General features: G+C 45.7%; 19 protein-coding genes. 3 read left to right on the top strand and 16 right to left on the bottom strand.

The window, feature by feature from the left end:
* Positions 1–17: 17 nt before the first annotated feature.
* From G3352_RS02040 to G3352_RS02020, 5 genes are all read right to left on the bottom strand, one after another.
* The gene (locus tag G3352_RS02040) at positions 18–1,211 is read right to left on the bottom strand and encodes a methyl-accepting chemotaxis protein (protein WP_163753399.1); all 1,194 of its coding nucleotides are present in this window, start codon (positions 1,209–1,211) and stop codon (positions 18–20) included.
* A 152-nt stretch (positions 1,212–1,363) separates the two neighbouring features.
* Positions 1,364–2,092, bottom strand: coding sequence for a response regulator transcription factor (locus G3352_RS02035; RefSeq protein ID WP_053783546.1), 729 nt, complete (start codon positions 2,090–2,092; stop codon positions 1,364–1,366).
* A gap of 115 nt (positions 2,093–2,207) precedes the next feature.
* The gene (pnpS, locus tag G3352_RS02030) at positions 2,208–4,037 is read right to left on the bottom strand and encodes a two-component system histidine kinase PnpS (protein ID WP_163753397.1); all 1,830 of its coding nucleotides are present in this window, start codon (positions 4,035–4,037) and stop codon (positions 2,208–2,210) included.
* A 30-nt stretch (positions 4,038–4,067) separates the two neighbouring features.
* Positions 4,068–4,412, bottom strand: a complete 345-nt coding sequence (locus tag G3352_RS02025; protein WP_163753395.1) for a cupin domain-containing protein — start codon at positions 4,410–4,412, stop codon at positions 4,068–4,070.
* A 275-nt stretch (positions 4,413–4,687) separates the two neighbouring features.
* Positions 4,688–5,557, bottom strand: coding sequence for an SDR family oxidoreductase (locus tag G3352_RS02020; RefSeq protein ID WP_163753393.1), 870 nt, complete (start codon positions 5,555–5,557; stop codon positions 4,688–4,690).
* Between the two features lie 436 nt (positions 5,558–5,993).
* Between G3352_RS02020 and G3352_RS02015 the strand changes: the two genes are divergently transcribed.
* Together G3352_RS02015 and G3352_RS02010 are read left to right on the top strand one after the other, a co-directional pair.
* Positions 5,994–6,668, top strand: a complete 675-nt coding sequence (locus tag G3352_RS02015) for a histidine kinase N-terminal 7TM domain-containing protein (RefSeq protein WP_163753391.1) — start codon at positions 5,994–5,996, stop codon at positions 6,666–6,668.
* A gap of 51 nt (positions 6,669–6,719) precedes the next feature.
* The gene (locus G3352_RS02010) at positions 6,720–7,553 is read left to right on the top strand and encodes a diguanylate cyclase (RefSeq protein ID WP_163753389.1); all 834 of its coding nucleotides are present in this window, start codon (positions 6,720–6,722) and stop codon (positions 7,551–7,553) included.
* 226 nt (positions 7,554–7,779) lie between these two features.
* Here G3352_RS02010 and G3352_RS02005 read toward each other — a convergent pair whose 3' ends face one another.
* The 4 genes from G3352_RS02005 to citZ all read right to left on the bottom strand — a co-directional run bounded on the left by G3352_RS02005 (position 7,780) and on the right by citZ (position 11,855).
* Positions 7,780–8,205 carry a hypothetical protein gene (locus G3352_RS02005; RefSeq protein WP_099854726.1) on the bottom strand — a complete coding sequence of 142 codons (426 nt, stop codon included), beginning with the start codon at positions 8,203–8,205 and terminating at the stop codon, positions 7,780–7,782.
* Positions 8,206–8,343: 138 nt separating this feature from the next.
* Complete coding sequence (gene mdh / locus G3352_RS01995; RefSeq protein WP_076289784.1) at positions 8,344–9,285, bottom strand: malate dehydrogenase; 942 nt, start codon at positions 9,283–9,285, stop codon at positions 8,344–8,346.
* A gap of 15 nt (positions 9,286–9,300) precedes the next feature.
* Positions 9,301–10,593 carry an NADP-dependent isocitrate dehydrogenase gene (icd, locus tag G3352_RS01990; protein ID WP_062329572.1) on the bottom strand — a complete coding sequence of 431 codons (1,293 nt, stop codon included), beginning with the start codon at positions 10,591–10,593 and terminating at the stop codon, positions 9,301–9,303.
* 149 nt (positions 10,594–10,742) lie between these two features.
* A complete protein-coding gene (gene citZ / locus G3352_RS01985; RefSeq protein ID WP_163753386.1) occupies positions 10,743–11,855 on the bottom strand; it encodes a citrate synthase in 1,113 nt (370 codons plus the stop codon).
* 478 nt (positions 11,856–12,333) lie between these two features.
* Between citZ and ytvI the strand changes: the two genes are divergently transcribed.
* Positions 12,334–13,452, top strand: coding sequence for a sporulation integral membrane protein YtvI (ytvI, locus tag G3352_RS01980; RefSeq protein WP_163753384.1), 1,119 nt, complete (start codon positions 12,334–12,336; stop codon positions 13,450–13,452).
* Between the two features lie 111 nt (positions 13,453–13,563).
* Here the strand turns inward: ytvI and G3352_RS01975 are convergent, their stop codons facing one another.
* The 7 genes from G3352_RS01975 to G3352_RS01945 form a co-directional block, all read right to left on the bottom strand.
* Positions 13,564–13,965: an FxsA family protein gene (locus G3352_RS01975; RefSeq protein WP_163753382.1), complete on the bottom strand. Its 402-nt coding sequence runs from the start codon at positions 13,963–13,965 to the stop codon at positions 13,564–13,566.
* Between the two features lie 6 nt (positions 13,966–13,971).
* Positions 13,972–14,478, bottom strand: coding sequence for an acyl-CoA thioesterase (locus tag G3352_RS01970; protein ID WP_163753380.1), 507 nt, complete (start codon positions 14,476–14,478; stop codon positions 13,972–13,974).
* A 130-nt stretch (positions 14,479–14,608) separates the two neighbouring features.
* Positions 14,609–16,036, bottom strand: a complete 1,428-nt coding sequence (gene pyk / locus G3352_RS01965; RefSeq protein WP_063568089.1) for a pyruvate kinase — start codon at positions 16,034–16,036, stop codon at positions 14,609–14,611.
* Positions 16,037–16,141: 105 nt separating this feature from the next.
* Positions 16,142–17,173, bottom strand: a complete 1,032-nt coding sequence (locus tag G3352_RS01960) for an acetyl-CoA carboxylase carboxyltransferase subunit alpha (RefSeq protein WP_163753378.1) — start codon at positions 17,171–17,173, stop codon at positions 16,142–16,144.
* Positions 17,174–18,067 (bottom strand): acetyl-CoA carboxylase, carboxyltransferase subunit beta, encoded by an 894-nt coding sequence (accD, locus tag G3352_RS01955; RefSeq protein ID WP_163753552.1) that lies wholly within the window; start codon positions 18,065–18,067, stop codon positions 17,174–17,176.
* Positions 18,068–18,472: 405 nt separating this feature from the next.
* On the bottom strand, positions 18,473–18,661 hold the full coding sequence (locus G3352_RS01950) for a hypothetical protein (protein WP_017689496.1): 189 nt from the start codon (positions 18,659–18,661) through the stop codon (positions 18,473–18,475).
* Between the two features lie 286 nt (positions 18,662–18,947).
* Complete coding sequence (locus tag G3352_RS01945) at positions 18,948–19,439, bottom strand: phosphatidylglycerophosphatase A family protein (RefSeq protein ID WP_024629130.1); 492 nt, start codon at positions 19,437–19,439, stop codon at positions 18,948–18,950.
* Positions 19,440–19,619: the final 180 nt, after the last annotated feature.

Here is a 19,619-nt window from a genome sequence, read left to right as displayed (position 1 = left end):
GCCTATCCTGCCGTCATTTAGTCATCCGCCTGGACCATATCTTGCAGTCTCTCCCGAATGTGCTCTGCCAATTCTCCCGCAGTTTTACCTTCCATCGCGATATCCTCTGCAATATGGGACATGCCCGCTACAGCCGTGTTCAACTGTTTGAACGAAGCCCCTCCTTCATTTACATGAATAGAGCTGTTGTCAATCTCTGCCGAGCTTGCTCTCACCAGTTCTACAGTCTGTCTAGTCAAACCTCCGATATCATCCAGCAAAGAGGACATATTTCCGGCAACCTCACGGGTCTGCTTGGCAAGTGCGCGAATCTCACCAGCGACGACCTGGAAACCCCGTCCATATTCCCCCGCATGTGCCGCTTCAATGGAAGCATTCATAGCCAGCAGCCCACTTTGGTCAGCCAATGAACGAATGGAACGCGCCATCCCGGAACCCATATCGATGGAGCGAAGCATGTCATCCGCGTGCTTCTGCTGGCCCTCCATATGCTGATATACACGGTTATAGGAAGCATCAACCTGATTGAGACTGCTTGCTCCCCGTTCGGATAACTGCATGATCTGAGACGCTTCTCCCCCCGCCTTTCGAGCGGCTTGAACCAGTTTGGTGACAGAGTCGTTAATTCTCGTTATTTCCTGCCTACTCTGTGTAATAATATGTACACGTTCTTCCGAAGCCACATGCTGCAGCTTACGTGAAAGGGACATAACCTCCCTCATCGTCAGCACACCCAGCAAACGGTCTTCTTCCGTAACGATCAAACAATCGTAGAAATATTGCTCACTGCGCGCCAGGGCAATGTCAATAATCGCGGTCGCTTCTGCATGCACATCGACAATAACAGGAGAAGAGTCCGCTACATGTACAACCGGCTTCCGATAGAAGAGATCTGCCGCGAAGCGTCCATTCAACATCCGGTATAACGTCTCTCGCATCAACAAACCTAATGGATGCATGTGATCATCACATAATACAATACAAGGGTACTCCTGATCCTGATTGAGCAGGCTTGCCGCTTCCCCACAGGTCGTGTGAACGTCAATTACAGGTATTTGACGGCAATAATCCCGTAATGAAATTACATTCTCTTTGGTGATCCCAACTTTATCATCATCTTTTTGCTCTCCCATGGGAGCTATAACTTGATCCTGTTGCGTATCTATTATTTCTTCGGGCTGGTCGGGCTTCACTTCGAGCAACATGGGCATAAATGCGCAATCTCCTTTACGTATGAGCTCCGTCCTGAGGTGGGATATGTAGGTACAAAGTATCACTCAGACAGCTTCATCCTACTCCCTATACGTAAAGGAAAATAATTGTTTTTGTTAACGGAATGTAAAATAAAACTCCCCGATCATTGTTAACTTGAATGATGGGGAGTTTTTCTTTTTACAACCAATTTATAACCTACACCACGAATCGAATCAATGTGAACCGATTCCGGATCAAGCTCCAACTTTTTCCGCAATGAACTGACATGAACGTCCACCGTGCGCTGTCCTCCGATATAATCGAAGCCCCAGACCGCATTCATCAGATCATCCCGGGTAAGCACAACACCCGGCTTCTTGGCCAGATAGAGCAGTACCTCGAATTCCTTGGGACGAAGACTGATGGATTGTCCACCCAGAGTCACTTCATACTTCAAAGGATAAATCTCAAGCTCTCCCAGAATAATACGTGAACCGTCCTTATCCTCTGGCTGCGGCAAATCTTCACCGTTTGAATAACGTCTTAACACCGCATCTACGCGTGCAAGCAATTCGGATACTCCAAATGGCTTCGTAATATAATCATCGGCACCTGATTTTAAGCCTTGTACAACTTCGGCTTCACCGTTTTTGGCTGTGAGAATAATGACCGGTGTACTGACACCCTGAATTCGTAACTTGTTCAGAATATCCAGACCATTCATTCCAGGAAGCATCAGATCCAGCAGAATCAGATCAAACTCCTGGGACAACGCCCGATCATAACCTGAAGATCCGTGATCCTCAGCAATGACATCATAGCCCTCTTGTGTCAGGTTGTACGTAAGCAATCTTGATAATGTTGGTTCATCTTCAATAACGAGCAAACGCTGCGCCATGATACCCCTTCTCTCCTATAGGTTGTCTGTTGCCACAACACTTTGTTTATCATAGCACCTAATTGTTAACTCTGTGTAAAACAGCACATTCCTTTTACATTTCACTTCCATCGTACTAGATTTCTTCATCCTGAATTAATGGAAGGATAACGCGAAACGTAGTCCCCATGCCAAGTTCACTCTCTACAGACAGTTTGCCATGGTGCAATTCTACCAGATGTTTCACAATGGAAAGTCCAAGTCCAGTTCCTCCCGAATTACGGGATCTGCCCTTGTCTACCCGATAGAAGCGTTCAAAAATCCGCGGCAAATCTTTCTTCGGAATACCAATTCCTGTGTCGGATACCGCAAATACAACTTCTTCTTCGTCCTCATTATGTTCAACCGACACTTGTAATTTTACCCGTCCACCCTCAGGGGTGTAATTAATGCCGTTGGATAACAGATTAATAAAGATCTGCTTCATTTTATCCTCATCAGCTTCAATATACAATTCTTCGGGAACATTCATCTCCAGCCTAATCTCTTTCTTCTCCGCCACCTTGGACAGGGTGCCCAGAACCATCTCGAAGAACGAATGCACATGCACAGGTGAACACTGCAGTGGAGCCCGTTTGGACTCAATTTTGGACAATTCCAGAATATCTCCGATCAATCGGTTCAGTCTGTCACCTTCATCATATATGATTTGCAAGAATGAACGCTCTGTCTCTTTATCCTGTACGCCACCGCTAAGAAGTGTTTCGGCAAAACCTTTGACTGCAGCTACCGGCGTCTTAAGTTCATGAGATACATTTGCTACGAACTCACTGCGCATCGATTCCAGCCTGCGGATTGCTGTTACATCCTGAAGGAGGAAGAGCATTCCCCGATAAGCGCCGTCATCTTCGGACATCGGTACTCCATCAATCCGAATTAATTTTTCCACCGGATTGAACACACTTACTTCTTCATGCATCGGTTCTCGCAATGCAACACTCTCTTCAATCGTGCGTGTCAACTCATAATGTCGTTTTAATTCAATATAAGGTTTCCCGGTAACCCGCTCCGCCTGAATGCCAAGCATACGCTCCGCTTCCCGGTTAACCAGTGCAATGGATTGACCTGCATCAATCATGATAATGCCGCCTGTCATGTTGGCAAGCACGCTTTGCAGCAGAGCTTCATTATCTCTAATCGTTTTTAGCTGCATCTGAAGGCTGTCTGCCATTCCGTTAATAGCAAGTCCCAGTTGGCCGATCTCATCATTACGAGTTACATCCACTCTCGCATCATAATCCAGCTTGGTGATCCGGTGAGCCACCTTCGTAATATGCTCAATGGGTGATGTCAGTCCCCGCGCAACCCGATAACTTACCAGAGCCACAATCAGAAACAGAAGGCCCAGGGTGAAGAACATCAAAATCCAGCCCTGCTGAAGACCCTGATCTACAGCTTCAAGGCTCATGGATAGTCGAATGTAACCGTCAAATTTACCATTGGGTAACTCGATCATGTCGCTTTGATCCGAATTCACAGGAAGCGCCACATACAGCATGTCTTGCCCTAATGTTGCACTATAACGAATCGACTGACCATAGTTTTGCCCTTCCGCTTCTTTAATCTCCTGACGGTTCAAGTGATTGTCCATTGAATTGGGATCGCTCTCCGAGTCGCCAATGACCGTTCCGTCTTTATTGATAAAGGTTACCCGTGAATCCGTCAGTCGATCCAGCTCGACAGCACGTTCAGAGTAATATTTCTGTGTATCTGCATTTTTGGGATCAGTTGCATCATGGAACGGGAACGTTGCTTTGAGCAAGTTGATCTCACGCACCATCGTTTGCTCCAGTGCGGTAATGTGAGTAGTCTTAAAAACCCTGCCCATCGTATAACCCGCTACAATGACGGAAATACCGATCAGCACCATCATGATGATGGCAAGGCGAATTCGGAACGGTCTCATCTATCTCTTCCTTTGTTATAAAATTAATAATTACATATCCATTTCTATTCGATCACCACGAGTGGTGGGCTGTGAAATAACAAGAAACTCCACATCTGCTTCTCCGCGATTCTGCATCTGATGTGGCATCTCCGGCGCAATTTCTATCCCTTCATGGGGTCCGAGCATGAACTCTTCCCCGTTAAGTTCCATACAGGCCTCACCATTGAGGATGAAAAAAAACTGACGACTTATGGAATGATAATGCCGGGTTTCAGATGTTCCTGCAGGCATACGTTCATGAATAACGCTCAGTGCTTCATTTTGGACGAGATGCCAGCCATCACATTGTCCACCCCATATATAGTGTGCTGCATTTTGTTTGCTAATCTTCATATGACCGCCTCCGAAGCTTACTTGTTCGGTCTATATCATATCACAGATAGCATGGTGACCCTGCCATTTTTGATAAGTAGCAGAGCGGCAGCTGTTCTAGAACTATCCACAGGCAAGCCTAATGATAAAATATCATGATTGTATCAACGCCGATCCCGACTTTTGTAAACAGGATCAAAATTAAATCCATTCCGCAATATACTCATAAAAAAAGGCGTATCGACCAGTCGTGCTGGTAAACGATACGCCTTCATTCGAAATACGTCGTCAATGGATTATCCGTTGACCACTTCGCCGCCATTAACGTGCATCACCTGACCGCTCACGTAGGAAGAATCGTCCGAAGCGAGATACACGTAAGCTGGAGCCAGTTCATCCGGTTGCCCTGGACGTTTCATCGGCTGAGTAGCACCAAATTCGCTCACTTTTTTCTCATCAAATGTGGATGGAATGAGCGGGGTCCAAATCGGCCCTGGAGCGACAGCATTCACACGAATTCCCTTCTCCACAACGTTCATGGACAAAGAGCGTGTAAATGAAGTGATAGCTCCTTTCGTAGATGAATAATCAATTAACGTCGGATTTCCGCGATATGCGGTAATGGAGGTTGTATTAATGATTGTACTGCCTTTCTTAAGATGTGGCAGAGCAGCCTGTGTAATATAAAACATGCCAAAAATATTTGTGCGGAACGTACGCTCCAACTGTTCTGGAGTAATATCCTCCAGCTGCTGCTGGGGATGCTGCTCCGCTGCATTATTTACGACAATATCCAGCTTACCTAGCTGATCCACTGTCTGTTGCACGGATTTTTTGGCAAACGCATCGTCACCTATGTCACCGGCAATCAAAATACATTTGCGTCCTTCCTGTTCGACCTGACGCTTGGTCTCTTCTGCATCCTCATGCTCACTCAGGTATACAATCGCTACATCTGCGCCTTCCTTCGCATATGTAACGGCAACAGCACGTCCAATTCCACTGTCTCCACCCGTGATCAGAGCAACCTTATCCAACAACTTACCGGCTGCTTTATATTCGGGTTTCTCAAACTCTGGTTTGGGGTGCATCTCCGATTCAATACCCGGGCGTTGATCCTGATGTTGGGCTGGCATGGTCTTTTTGTTTTGTGTGTCGGTTGACATCTGGCATTTCTCCTCTCAAAATGGAATGTCTGATTCAGATTCATTCTGTAGGATGGCATGAACAACACAGATTATTCCCTTTTCCAACAGTCATGCTCCAAAGTTCCTGATCTGTTGTCTCGATACTTACTTACCACGCCCTTTTGGCAGTCAAACAGAAAAATCCCCAATACTAATATGGTTGTTTCTTTATCTTCACTCGTAGACATGCTGTAACTGAGGCAAAGCCGCATTGAATTCGACCTATTTTGCCAAACATTCGAAATTTTTTCGAAATTGAACTGATTCACCACCCAAATTGTATTCCTATGCAGTATGGGCTGATGTACAATGTACAGTATACAGATAAGCTTTAAAATACATTGATCCAGTTTGAATGAAGCTATCATACTACCCAATTAAGCAAGTATTCTGATCTAATATGGAGACCTAACCCATGGAATCGCACATTAATTCTTATATAACACTTGTAACAACATCAGCTGTGCTGAATGTTTTTCTGTGTTTATATACTTATGTTAGAAGAGCAGAAATCCCCAGTTCGAAGATATTCATTCTCTATACAGCATCTCTGTCCGTTTACACCTTCGGATACGCGATTGAACTCGCCAGCAATACACTGGAGCAGATGAAATTCTGGACGGTCGTCGAATACATCGGCATGCCTTTCTCCGCCTCTCTTGGACTGATGCTCATGATGCAATACACGGGTAAAAAGTTATCCAAAAAAGCTTCTGCGGCGCTGTTTGTAATCCCTTCCATTACCTTGTTCATGGTCGCAACAAATGATTTTCATCATCTTTTCTATAAAAGAGTATGGCTAAGAGAAGACAGTCCCGTCCCTCTAATGGATATTGCCATAGGGCAATGGTACGTTGTTCATGGTGCATTCACCTTTTCCTGTCTGCTATGTGCCTGTCTTATTCTCGTCGGACAATGGAAACATACCAAAAAGATGTATCGTCGTCAGTTACTTACACTGATCACTTCACAGCTTATTCCCATGGTAGCGGCCTTTCTGTATTTGCTTGGTCTGACCCCAGGTGGTATGGACCCTGTTCCGGTTCTCATGTGCATAACATCCGCAATGTACATCTGGGCCATTCTATGATCCCGACTGCTAACCATCGTACCTATTGCCAAAGATAGTATCTTTGAGAGCATGCGTGAAGGCGTTATTGTGCTGGATAGTTCCAATCGTCTCGTCGATTACAACAAATCCCTGCGTGATATGCTTCCAGAGCTTGATTTCAGCATGGTGGGTCAACATCTGAACGATATATGGCTGTCGCTTGCCGGTGAGACTTTTCCAGTTGAATATGGCCGAGAAGGTCTGCAAACCGATCTGTACTGGCAATTGAACGGAGAGACCGTCTGCTATCAAGTAAGAACCTCTTATGTTTATAACAAAGACGGACAGGCCGTTGGCACTCTGATTATGCTGATTGATATTACAGAGCAACGTTTCCTTCAGGAACAATTAAAACAGCTGGCTTACTTCGATGGTCTCACCAAAATTTATAACCGTACGCAGTTCCTACTTAGAGGTCGAGAGATACTGAGTGAAGCCCAGCTTAATCTGCGGCCTGCAGCCTTTATATTATTTGACATTGATCATTTCAAACGAATTAATGATACCTACGGACATGACGTTGGTGATCAGGCGATCATTCATGTAGTCTCTGTATGTAATCGTTATCTGAACCCAGAGATGTTGTTTGCACGTTATGGAGGAGAGGAGTTTGTTATCGCGGTTCCCAATGCATCTCTCCATGATGGTGAACAGCTCGCAGAGAAGTTACGCATGGCTTTGTTGAATGCCCCGCTGGAGGTACAGGGCACTCGTATTCCACTAACTTCAAGCTTCGGAGTGGCGCAATATAATGGAGGGTCCGATTCTCTGGAATCCTTGCTGCGTGATGCTGATACAGCACTATATGAGTCCAAGCGTAACGGTCGTAACACCGTATTTGCTCACGCTGTGAGCCTAAGTTAACAAAATGTAGAGTAAACAAAGTGAACCTATACATGCCGCTAGTTCAACACCACCACCTTGCTTCTTGTCAGACATTTTGCCAAACCAAGCGAACAAAAATAGACAGCCTCTGGGCTGTCTATTTCACTACGATTCAAGATTTCACTTTCTTATTCAGCTTGTCCCAACGTTAGAAGTGCAAACGTTTTATGTTAAGCTCGCCAATAAAACTTGTTCGCAGCAGTTATTAGATTACCTGGTTGTTCACCATCAGATATACCATAATGAGCAGGAATACGGCCAGTAATGTGCTGAACGTACGAATCTTGCTCTGCTCTGCACTGACGTCACGATTGCTTTTCACAGCCTCTGCTGCCAACCGTAGCGGTTTCCCCATAATGCCACCAATTGCTGCGATAGCCAGCAACAATACCACTACTACACCCATCCACACATAGGAATAGTCACCCTTGGTCATCAAGTAACCACCCGTAAGAAGCTGAATCACAAGTCCGTACTGTGCGATACGGTTCAATGAACGGAGCGATGCAAATGCTCCCTCTTGAGCGGCGACACTCAAGGTCCGGATTTTGCCAACTACGAATGGCAAGATCAGATAGAAGCCCATCGCCAGTGCTCCAATAATATGGAGCAAATACATAATCATTGTCAAAATGTCCATCCTCCTCAAAAATTTCATTCAGTGTGCTATACATCACATCTCATTATACTGGGGAACTTATCCAAAGAAAAGAAAACCTCCGGATGATCCGGAGGTTTTCTGTCTGTTCCTGTCAAAAAAATTTCAAACTTACAGGTTTACTACTGAAATGACGTTACGAACCGAATCCGCAGATTTGTCTAGTCCCGCTTTTTCTTCAGCAGTCAGTTCCAGTTCAAATATTTTTTCGATTCCGTTACCACCCAGAACGGTTGGCACACCAAGGAACAAGTCGTTGTAGCCATATTCCCCTTCAAGGTAAGCAATAACCGGAATGATTCGTTTTTTGTCTTTCAAAATGGCTTCAGTCATTTGCACCAATGAAGCTGCTGGTGCATAATATGCGCTGCCATTTCCAAGCAGGTTCACGATCTCACCGCCGCCAACACGTGTGCGTTGTACGATGGCTTCAATGCGATCTGCCGGGATGAGGGTATCGATTGGAATCCCGCCAACGCTGGAATAACGAACGAGTGGTACCATATCGTCTCCGTGTCCGCCAAGAACGAATCCACGGACGTCTTCAACCGATACATTCAGCTCTTGTGCAATGAATGTGCAATAACGCGCAGTATCCAGTACACCGGATTGACCGATTACGCGGTTTTTAGGAAAACCAAGCGTCTGATAAGCTGCATATGTCATTGCATCTACCGGGTTGCTTAGAATAATGACGATGGAATCAGGGCAATATTTTTTCACATTTTCACAAACAGACTTCACGATTCCTGCATTCGTGTTGACCAAATCATCACGGCTCATACCCGGTTTACGGGCAATACCTGCCGTAATAATAACAATCTCCGAACCTGCAGTATCCTCGTAGTTGGAAGTACCGACGATATTGCTGTCGAAGCCCTGAACAGGACTAGCTTCCCACATGTCGAGCGCTTTACCTTTAGTCGGGTTTTCCAATTGTGGAATATCAACCAGAATTACATCCCCGAGTTCTTTTTGGGCAAGCATCAAAGCCGTTGTAGCTCCGGTAAATCCGGCGCCGACTACTGTGATTTTTTTGCGCTGAATAGTCACGATTCACATCTCCCCTTACAGGTTTTTAATGATTTGATCAGCAAATTCAGAACATTTCACTTCAGTAGCGCCGTCCATCAGACGTGCAAAGTCATAAGTTACTGTTTTGTTGTTGATGGAAGTTTCCATACCTTTGTAGATCAGGTTAGCTGCTTCTTGCCATCCCAGGTGCTCAAGCAACATAACGCCGGACAGAATAACGGAACCAGGGTTCACGACATCTTTGTCTGCATATTTAGGTGCAGTACCATGAGTAGCTTCGAAGATAGCATGTCCTGTTACATAGTTGATGTTCGCTCCTGGAGCGATACCAATTCCGCCAACTTGTGCAGCAAGTGCATCGGACAGATAGTCACCGTTCAGGTTCAACGTTGCGATTACATCGAACTCACCTGGACGAGTCAATACTTGTTGCAGAGCGATATCGGCAATAGCATCTTTCACGATGATTTTGCCAGCATCTTCAGCTGCTTTTTGAGCTGCATTAGCTGCATCCGTACCGTCTTTTTCTTTAATGATATCGTATTGTGCCCAAGTGAACACTTTATCAGCGAACTCTTCTTCAGCAACTTCATAACCCCAGTTTTTGAAGGCACCTTCTGTAAATTTCATGATATTACCTTTGTGTACCAATGTAACGCTCTTACGGTTGTGATCGATGGCATATTGTACTGCTGCACGTACCAAACGTTTGGAACCTTCAGAGGATACTGGCTTGATACCAATACCGGAAGTTTCAGGGAAGCGGATTTTGTTTGCTCCCATCTCCTGTTGCAGGAATTGGATTACTTTTTTCACTTCTTCGGAACCTTCTGCGTATTCAATACCCGCATAGATATCTTCCGTATTCTCACGGAAAATGACCATGTCTACCAATTCAGGACGTTTAACCGGAGAAGGTACACCATCGAAATAACGAACAGGACGCAAGCAAGTGTACAGATCCAGTTCTTGACGAAGCGCTACGTTCAGGGAACGAATTCCGCCGCCGATTGGTGTAGTCAGTGGTCCTTTGATCGCTACGATATACTCGCGAATGGCTTCAAGCGTATCGTTTGGCAGCCACTCCCCGTATGTATTGAATGCTTTCTCGCCAGCAAACACTTCATACCATGCGATTTTTTTGTTGCCGTCATATGCTTTTTCAACAGCTGCATCCAATACACGTTTGGAAGCTTTCCAGATGTCACGGCCTGTACCGTCACCTTCGATAAATGGAATGATCGGGTTATTAGGTACTTGCAGTGTACCGTTATCAATTTGAATTTTTTCGCCTTCAGTTGGGTGAGCAAATTTTTCTAATTTCATTAGTATAATTCCTCCTTGGGTTTCGTAGATGCAGTATGATGACATACCGCTTGTCTTGTTGGAGGAAGGGTTATGAACAGGCTGACCGTATTAGCCAACAGGTTACACCCTTCACTCCGTCCTTTTTTATTATACTGGTTTTGATGCCATTAGCGAAGTTCGATTGAAACGTACTTCTGATCTGTTGGGCCTGTGTACTCTGCGCGCGGACGAATAATACGGTTATCCGCAAGTTGTTCCAGAATATGAGCAGTCCAACCTGATACACGGCTAATCGCAAAGATTGGTGTAAACAGTACCTCTTCAATACCCAATTGGGTGTATACGGAAGCGGAATAGAAATCTACATTTGGTTTCAGACCTTTTTGTCCTGTTACCAGTTCTTCAATCTTCACCGACATTTCGTACAGGCGTGTATCGTTGTTCATGTCGCCCAGTTCCTTGGACATCTTTTGCAGATGTTTTGCACGTGGGTCTCCATTTTTGTATACACGGTGTCCAAAGCCCATGATCTTCTCACGGTTGTTCAATTTTTCTTGAATAGCCGCCTCCAGACGATCAGGTGTACCAATCTCATTCAGCATTTTCATAACGGCTTCATTTGCACCGCCATGCAATGGTCCCTTCAGTGCGCCAATCGCAGAAGTTACTCCCGAATAGATGTCGGACAGCGTAGCTACTGTTACACGTGCTGCAAATGTAGAAGCGTTCAACTCGTGATCCGCATGCAGGACAAGCGCTTGATCAAGGGCTTTAACAGCAGTCTCGGCTGGTTGTTCTCCAGTCATCATATATAAAAAGTTTTCTGCGATGGAAGCGCCTTCTTTTGGGGCCACAGGTTCTTTGCCCTGACGGATACGGGCTATGGCTGCCACAATGGTTGGCAACTGCGCTTGCAGCTTAACCGCTTTGTTCTCATTCGCTTCCGTTGTCATCTCATCAGCCTGCTCATCGTACAGAGCCAGTGCGGATACCGCGGAACGCAGTGCTGCCATGGTACTCATGTTTTTCGGATACAATTGGATTTGTGCAATCAACTCGCTCGGAATCGGCGCGTAATCGCTCAGGCTTTTGCGAAGGGATTTCAGTTCATCCGTAGTTGGCAATTTACCAAACCACAGTAAATAGGCAACTTCTTCAAAGCTTGCATGTTCTGCCAGATCGTCAATATCGTAACCACGGTATGTAAGCACACCGTCTACAATGGAGCTGATCGAAGAGGTTGTTGCAACGATGCCTTCCAGACCTTTGGTAGCTGTCATATTACATCTCTCCTTTAATAAACGAAATCAAGAACCCATCCAGAGTGTCATCTACGTGCTCAAACGCACTCGTCCTTCTTTTGTAACCATTTACATTTTAAAATTAATAAATACCTCAATATCCGGTTTTCATATCTGTCAATCGGTATTTCCTTATCTCATCATACTGGATTTTGTCGTTTATGTGAACATGATGCGAGGTCATCCGCACATCAAACTTCTTTATCAGACCGATAAAGCATTTTTGAAAACCTTTACAAAAACAAGGTTGACATTTTATTCTTTTTATATAAATCCGTGCTATAAATCAAGTTTTTATTGCTATATTTTGTGAACATGAGGCATACTCTAGGCAAAAGAAAAGATATAATTCGACGACATCCTGGCGTTTCAAATCAGTGTATTTGCTCTATATTAACTAGATAGCTTCCTGTGCTTCCTTCATGGTAGCTTGAAATGGAATAAGGAGAGTTGATGCTTGGATAGAATCATAATGAAACGCCTGTTGCGCGGCTTATGGGTGATTATCGCGACCATACTCATTGCCGTTGCCATATACCTGTTGTTCCCGCTGTTATATCCTTTTGCCATCTCCTGGATTATCGCTTATGCGATGAACCCTCTGGTGAAGTTGCTTCAATACAAGGCCCGATTTCCTCGCTGGCTAGCTGTAACCTTATCACTAATCATTTATTTTGGGGCCATTGTCGTCGTATTGTCTGCTGCGGTAACCCGTATGGTCAAGGAAGTCATTTCACTAACAACAAGCTTCGACCTTCATGTCGATGAGATTAAGGCTACGTTCGTCCGCTGGACTCAGAATGACACAATTCAGAGTTTAATTGGACAGATTAATGAATTTTACAAAGAAAATCCCAACTATCAGGAGACCATTAACAGCAATATTAGCAAAACAACCGAAACGGTAGGTACAGCAGTAACGGATCTGGTCACCGGATTTTTCAACATGATCCTGAACCTGCTCACTTCTCTACCCAATATGGGAGCCGTATTAATCGTGGTCCTGCTGTCAACTTTCTTTATTAGCAAAAGTTGGACCAGACATAGCATTACCGTATCGGGTTGGGTACCCTCTTCCATTCGCAAACCGATTACCGACATATGGAATGATCTCAAAAAAGCACTGTTCGGTTATGCACGAGCCCAGTTGATCATGATCTCCATCACTGCATTATTTGTCATGATCGGATTGCTTGTGCTCCAGGTTAAGTCTGCCTTCACGATTGCTTTGTTCATCGGTCTGGTGGATCTGCTTCCTTATCTCGGGGTTGGCCTCGTGATGGTTCCCTGGGCGGCATACCTGCTTATGAATGGAGATCTGTACCTGGGGATCGGCATCAGTATTGTATATCTCATTGTGCTGATTGCGCGCCAAATCATTGAACCCAAAGTGCTTGCCAGCAGTGTCGGATTGGACCCTCTCGCCACATTGGTTGGCATGTTCGTCGGATTGAAACTGTTCGGTGTACTCGGTTTGATCATCGGTCCTGTCAGCCTCGTTATCCTTGATGCATTCAATCGAGCGAACGTATTTCGTGATCTCCGAACATACATTATTAACGGACGTGTCCGATGAAATCATCATTTCTGTTTTCTGTCATCCGCGTATCATCAAGATTAAAAAAGGCACCGCTCATCAGACTGAATCTGGTGGTGGGTGCCTTTCTTTAATTGATGCTGGTATATCCTATTGTTTCGGACCACGATAAAACTTAATACTTCCGTTTCTCATTTTTTTCTCCAGCCAGCCAAGGAAGAATAGACGGTACACTGAACGTGTTACTGGAAACAACAGTGTAAAACCGATCAGATCTGTGATAAATCCCGGAATCAACAGCAGGAAACCACCGACAAAAATAAATAGTCCATCTACCATTTTCCTTCCGGGCACCTTACCGCGCTCCATCTCGGATTTGGCATCAATAAGTACTTTTCGTCCTTCAAACTGCAACATTGCTATACCGATCAAGGACGTGAGAATCATGAGAAGCAATGTCTTTCCGGCTCCAATCCAGTCACTCATAAGAATGAAACCAAACAGTTCAATCACCGGAATGATTAATAGCAGGGCCCACATCCATTTTCGCATTACGTATTACCCCTTTCCTGAAAGCCACACTTTCTCAAGCGCGCTGTAGAGCTCAGAAGCTGCCTTATCCAGCCTGACTGGCTTCCAGTCCCCATTGACCCATACATGCTGGGTAGAGCCTGTAACCAACCGTTCACCAGGAAGGGACTCCTCAGATGACCATACTCGTTGCCCAATGCCTATCTGCTCATTAAGGTCTGGAGTCATGCGCCTTATGTCATACTCATAGTTCAGTCGCAGACCACTAAATGCAGCAATACGGGTGAAAATGACAATGTCATCATCATACCGGGCAGGTTTATGATATTTCACATCCAGTCCGGTTACCGGAAGCAGTAACCCCTGTTCTTCCATTTTACGATATGTATACCCCATTTGGCGAATCATCTCGGTTCGACCGATTTCAAACCAATTCAAATAGTTAGCGTGATAGACCACACCCATCTGATCACTTTCTTGATAACGCACGCGAAGGCGTGCCGTGTACCAACTGCCATTGCTTTGTTGTTGCATGTTACCGGCCTCCTTCGATATACCAATTCTTACGTATCTAGCGGCGTTAAAGTGTCATAAAGATGGAAAAAAAGCAACGGGACGCAAACGCCCCATTGCTTCATTCCTGTTGCTTCTCGTCCAAACACAATTATGCGTTGTTTGGAATTTGGCTTACTTTGATCAGGTTAGTGGAACCGGAACGACCCAAAGGTACACCCGCTGTAATAACAACAAGGTCTCCTTCTTTTACAAGTCCGGATTTCACGCCGCCTTCAATTGCATTTTCAAACAAAGCGTCAGTAGAATCAACAAGTCTTCCTTTGACTGGTGTTACACCCCAAGCCAATGCAAGACGACGAGAAGTTCTGTCTTCCGTTGTCACCGCGATGATTGGAGATTCTGGACGATATTTAGAAATCATGCGTGCTGTATGACCGGATTCAGTCGAAGTAATGATCGCTTTAGCGTTCAGATCTTGAGCTGACAGGGCAACAGATTGGCTGATTGCTTCAGTAACTGTTGTTTGTTGAGCTACACGTTGTTTCAGATACAGCTCTTGGTAAGGCAGAGCGGACTCTGCTTTTTCGGCAATACGGGACATTGTCAGAACGGATTCAACTGGGTATTTACCCGCAGCTGTTTCACCAGACAACATGATTGCATCTGTACCGTCAAAGATCGCATTAGCCACGTCACTTGCTTCTGCACGTGTTGGACGCGGGTTGCGTTGCATGGAATCCAGCATTTGTGTAGCTGTGATAACCGGTTTGCCTGCAACGTTACATTTTTCGATCATGCGTTTTTGTACCAATGGTACTTCTTCCGCAGGAATCTCTACACCCAGGTCTCCACGAGCAACCATCAGGCCATCGGACACTTCAAGGATTTCATCCAAGTTGTCCACACCTTGTTGGTTCTCAATTTTGGAGATGATTTGGATATGTCCGGCATTGTGTTTTTCAAGCAATTCACGAATCTCAAGGACGTCGCTTGCTTTACGAACAAAAGAAGCCGCGATAAAATCGACACCTTGTTCGATACCGAATACGATATCGTTGGCATCTTTTTCAGTGATACCCGGCAGAGAAATAGCAACTCCCGGAACGTTAACACCTTTTTTGCTTTTGATCGTACCACCGTTAACGATACGGCATTTGATCTCGGTGCCTTGCACTTCCACCACAGTCAGTCCGATCAGACCGTCGTCGATCAGAATTGTAGATCCCGGTTCAACATCACTCGGAAGATCTGCATACGTAATGGAAAGACGTTCTTTGGTGCCCAGAATTTCTTCTGTTGTCAAAGTGATGTACTCGTCTTGAACCAATTCGATCGGCTCCACTTCGAGTTTACCTGTCCGAATTTCCGGTCCTTTGGTGTCCAGCAAGATCGCTACTGTCTTGTTCAGCTCTTCGCATGCTTGGCGAATTGCTGTGATCCGTCCGCCGTGCTCATCGAAATCACCGTGGGAGAAGTTCAAACGGGCCACGTTCATACCGGCCATAATCAATTTTTTGGTATTTTCCAATGATTCACTGGATGGACCAATCGTACATACAATCTTTGTTTTGCGCATTTTGGGTTTCCTCCGATTTTAAAGGTCTATCTTTTTATCTCTTTTTCTTTTTCCAACTATTAAATTTACTATACTTTTGCTCATTTGTATAGGAAATTCGTCACATCATTCAGCATTTCCCGACAAATTACCTGCTGTATCGACTTCGACAGGCACTTGGGGAACTTCAATCTGCACTTCAGGTTCAAACGTGACTGATCCAATTTTACGGAATTTCTCATACCGATCCTGTTTCAATTGGTCACCACTCCATCCTTTCATCTCGTCCAGATGACGAACCAAAGCATCGCTTATTGCAGCCGCAGATTCTTCATAATCCCGATGAGCACCGCCGCGTGGCTCAGGAATTATTTCTTCAATGACCTCCATCTCCAGAAGGTTTTTGGCCGTTATTTTCATCGCTTCAGCCGCCTGATCTGCCTTGGATGCATCTTTCCAAAGAATGGACGCAGCACCGTTCGGAGAGATCGCAGAGTAAATCGCATGCTCCAGCATCAACACACGGTTACCCACAGCCATAGCTAGAGCCCCGCCGCTTCCGCCTTCGCCGATGACCACTATGATAACGGGCACCGAAAGCTTCGCCATTTCCAGCAGGTTACGGGCAATAGCTTCCGATTGACCTCTCTCTTCAGCAGTATTACCCGGATACGCCCCTTTAGTATCAACGAATGTAATAATTGGACGACCAAATTTGTTCGCTTGCTTCATCAGACGCAGCCCTTTTCGGAATCCTTCCGGATGTGCGCTCCCAAAAAAACGGGCGATATTATCCTTTGTATCTTTCCCCCGCTGTTGGCCGATGACCGTTACTGTTTTTCCGTTCAGCTTCGCCAGTCCGCCAACAACCGCCAGATCATCTCCGAACATGCGATCGCCGTGCAACTCAATGAAATCGGTAAATATCAATTGGATCAGATCCAGTGCCGTCGGACGCTGCTGATGCCGCGCCAGATGCATTTTCTGGGCAGCCGTTATGCCGGAATAAATCTCTTCTTCGAGTCTATGATAACGTTCTTCCAGGCGGGCAATTTCGTCGGTGAAGTCGATGCCTTTTTCCTGTCCAAACTGTACGAGCTCTTCGATCTTTTTGCGCATCTCAACCAGAGGCGCTTCATATGGCAACTCACCCGCCATTTAGACCCCTCCTTTTTCACTATGCATGTCTAGAAGCTTGCCAAGGGTGGATCGAAGTTCTTTGCGATGGACCACCATGTCCAGCTGGCCGTGCTGCAAATTAAATTCTGCCGTCTGGAAATCATCAGGCAGTTTCTGACGGATCGTCTGCTCAATGACGATTCTACCGGCGAAGCCAAATACAGCTCCCGGCTCAGCAATGATGATATCACCAAGGCTCGCAAAACTGGCCGAAACTCCACCTGTCGTCGGATCGGTGATGACCGAAATATATAACCCGCCCTGTTCATCCAAACGGGACAAAGCCGCGCTTGTTTTTGCCATTTGCATAAGGCTAAGAATACTCTCTTGCATCCGGGCACCCCCAGATGTTGAGAAAATGATCAAAGGCAAGCGTTTCTCTGTTGCATGCTCAATCGCACGAGTAATTTTCTCCCCTACTACCGAACCCATACTACCTGTGAAGAAGTCGAAGCTCATGACAGCAACAACCACAGGCAAACCTTCTATGGTTCCCTCCCCCGTAATGACAGCTTCCTTCAGTCCCGACTTCAGACGCTGTTGTTCCAGTTTGTTGCTATATCCAGGGAAGTCGAGCGGATCAACCGAGATCATATCATCGTCATGCTCCACAAACCCTTGCTCATCTAAAACCATAGCAATACGTTCCATTGCGTTCAAACGCATATGGTAACCGCAAGCCGGACATACTTTTAAGTTTTTTTCCAATTCCTTGCTATATTGAATCGTGCCGCATTTGCTGCACTTGTTCATAAGCCCTTCAGGTATTTCACGTTTTGGACGTTCTCCAGCTTCCTGACCTTCGCCACGAAGCGCACGCTCGGAAGGTATGGTGGCGTACTTCCGTTTTTTCTGGAATATATCTTTGAACACAACTACACCTCTCCAGCCGTTGATTTGATGGCCGCAACCTGCAGTCCGTTGCATGTAGCAACTTCATCCGCGCGCTGCGGTAAACCGCTTACGACCCATACGCTGCCATGGGCCTTGTCCAGCATTCACAACAAAAAAATCCGCCGGTATAAGGCAAGGATCAGCGGCTTCTGTCAGCACGATTGATGTTACCTGCAATAACCGAAAGATTGTTGCGCCGATGTTTGAATCTGTCTTGGTAGGGTCTCTGGGAGCAATCTGGTCGGTCCTTGTCCTAACAAAAAAAGAAGGAAGGACAGCAGCATACAATACATGCAAGTCGATTCCTCACTCCGCTTACGCGGTCAGTCCCTTATGTACCATTGGTACTTCTTCACTGCCAAGGCACGTCTGATATCGAATGAATCAGGAATGCAGAATCGAATTCAGCACTTCCTGAACCTCTTCCAATTCCCCTGAAGGGACGCGAATCTCAAATTGCTGCTTGGATAAACTGATGGGACGGGTCTGTACCAGAAAACCTTCTTCCGAAAGCTTGGTCTTAATCTTGTCCGCAACCTTTGCTGTCGGTGCAATGTAAATCACCGTCCACATGCCATGTCCGCCCCCTAAGCTAATGTTCAGAGCCCGTATATTGGACTAATGATAACATACCTCACTTTTTTTCTGCAAGGAAGGGTTCGGGACCTTTGGGGAGAAAACGAGAACTAGAGGGACATTTGTCCCGCGAGGATAACCGATATGGTTGATGCAATGTTCCTAGGGCTTTCCTTCTCAAAAAGGGATTTCAGGCCGCTCAGGGCAGCAACAAGCCACCCTGGATGACCTTCCACTGAACAAACAAAAGATACCAAATGAATGAAAACACAAATGAAGAAAATCAGATATCCGATGGATATTTCTTGGCTTTAATATTTTTGTGAGCAATTCGGGCAGAAGCAGCAGCGGCGAGCCCGGCAACCAGGTCGTCCAGAAAAACATGTATAGCTGGTCCTGCTTCGTTCAGATCATGAATGACACCAATCTTTTCTTTATCCAGATAACCAAAACTGGTTAAACCGATCATACCATACACATGGGTAATGCCAAGAGCAAGAGTCTCGTCCACTCCATACAGGGATTCATCCGCCTCCATAATTGCCTGCAAAGGTTGCGGCAAAAGGCGTTTCTCAGCAAGCTCGTCGAGGGCTATACCTGTGTATAGCGTATATTGCACCTCACGTTTCTGCAGTACCGATTTTACACTCGTGACACAGTCATCCATAGTCAGTTCCGGGTGGTACCCTTTTTGCAGACGATATACAATTTCCGCGATTGCATCAATCTGTACACCCCGCCGGGCCAGCATGGCTTCTACGATTTCATATGACATATCTCGACCTCCCGCATCGCTCCCCCAAGGACCCCCAGGTCCTTCGGTGTTCTCAAGTGTATGCGGCAAACTCGCAAAATGTTCATAAAAAATGCGAAACGCACATTCGCTTTGGCAGTCTGCTTATCCAATAAATTATGTAAAAAGATTCACATATTACATGCTTGTGTTCAATATCTC

This window comes from Paenibacillus sp. ALJ109b (assembly GCF_010747435.1).
Classification (GTDB): Bacteria; Bacillota; Bacilli; order Paenibacillales; family Paenibacillaceae; genus Paenibacillus; species Paenibacillus taichungensis.
Note: the sequence above shows the minus strand (reverse complement) of the source record. Positions and strands in the feature narration are given on the sequence as shown.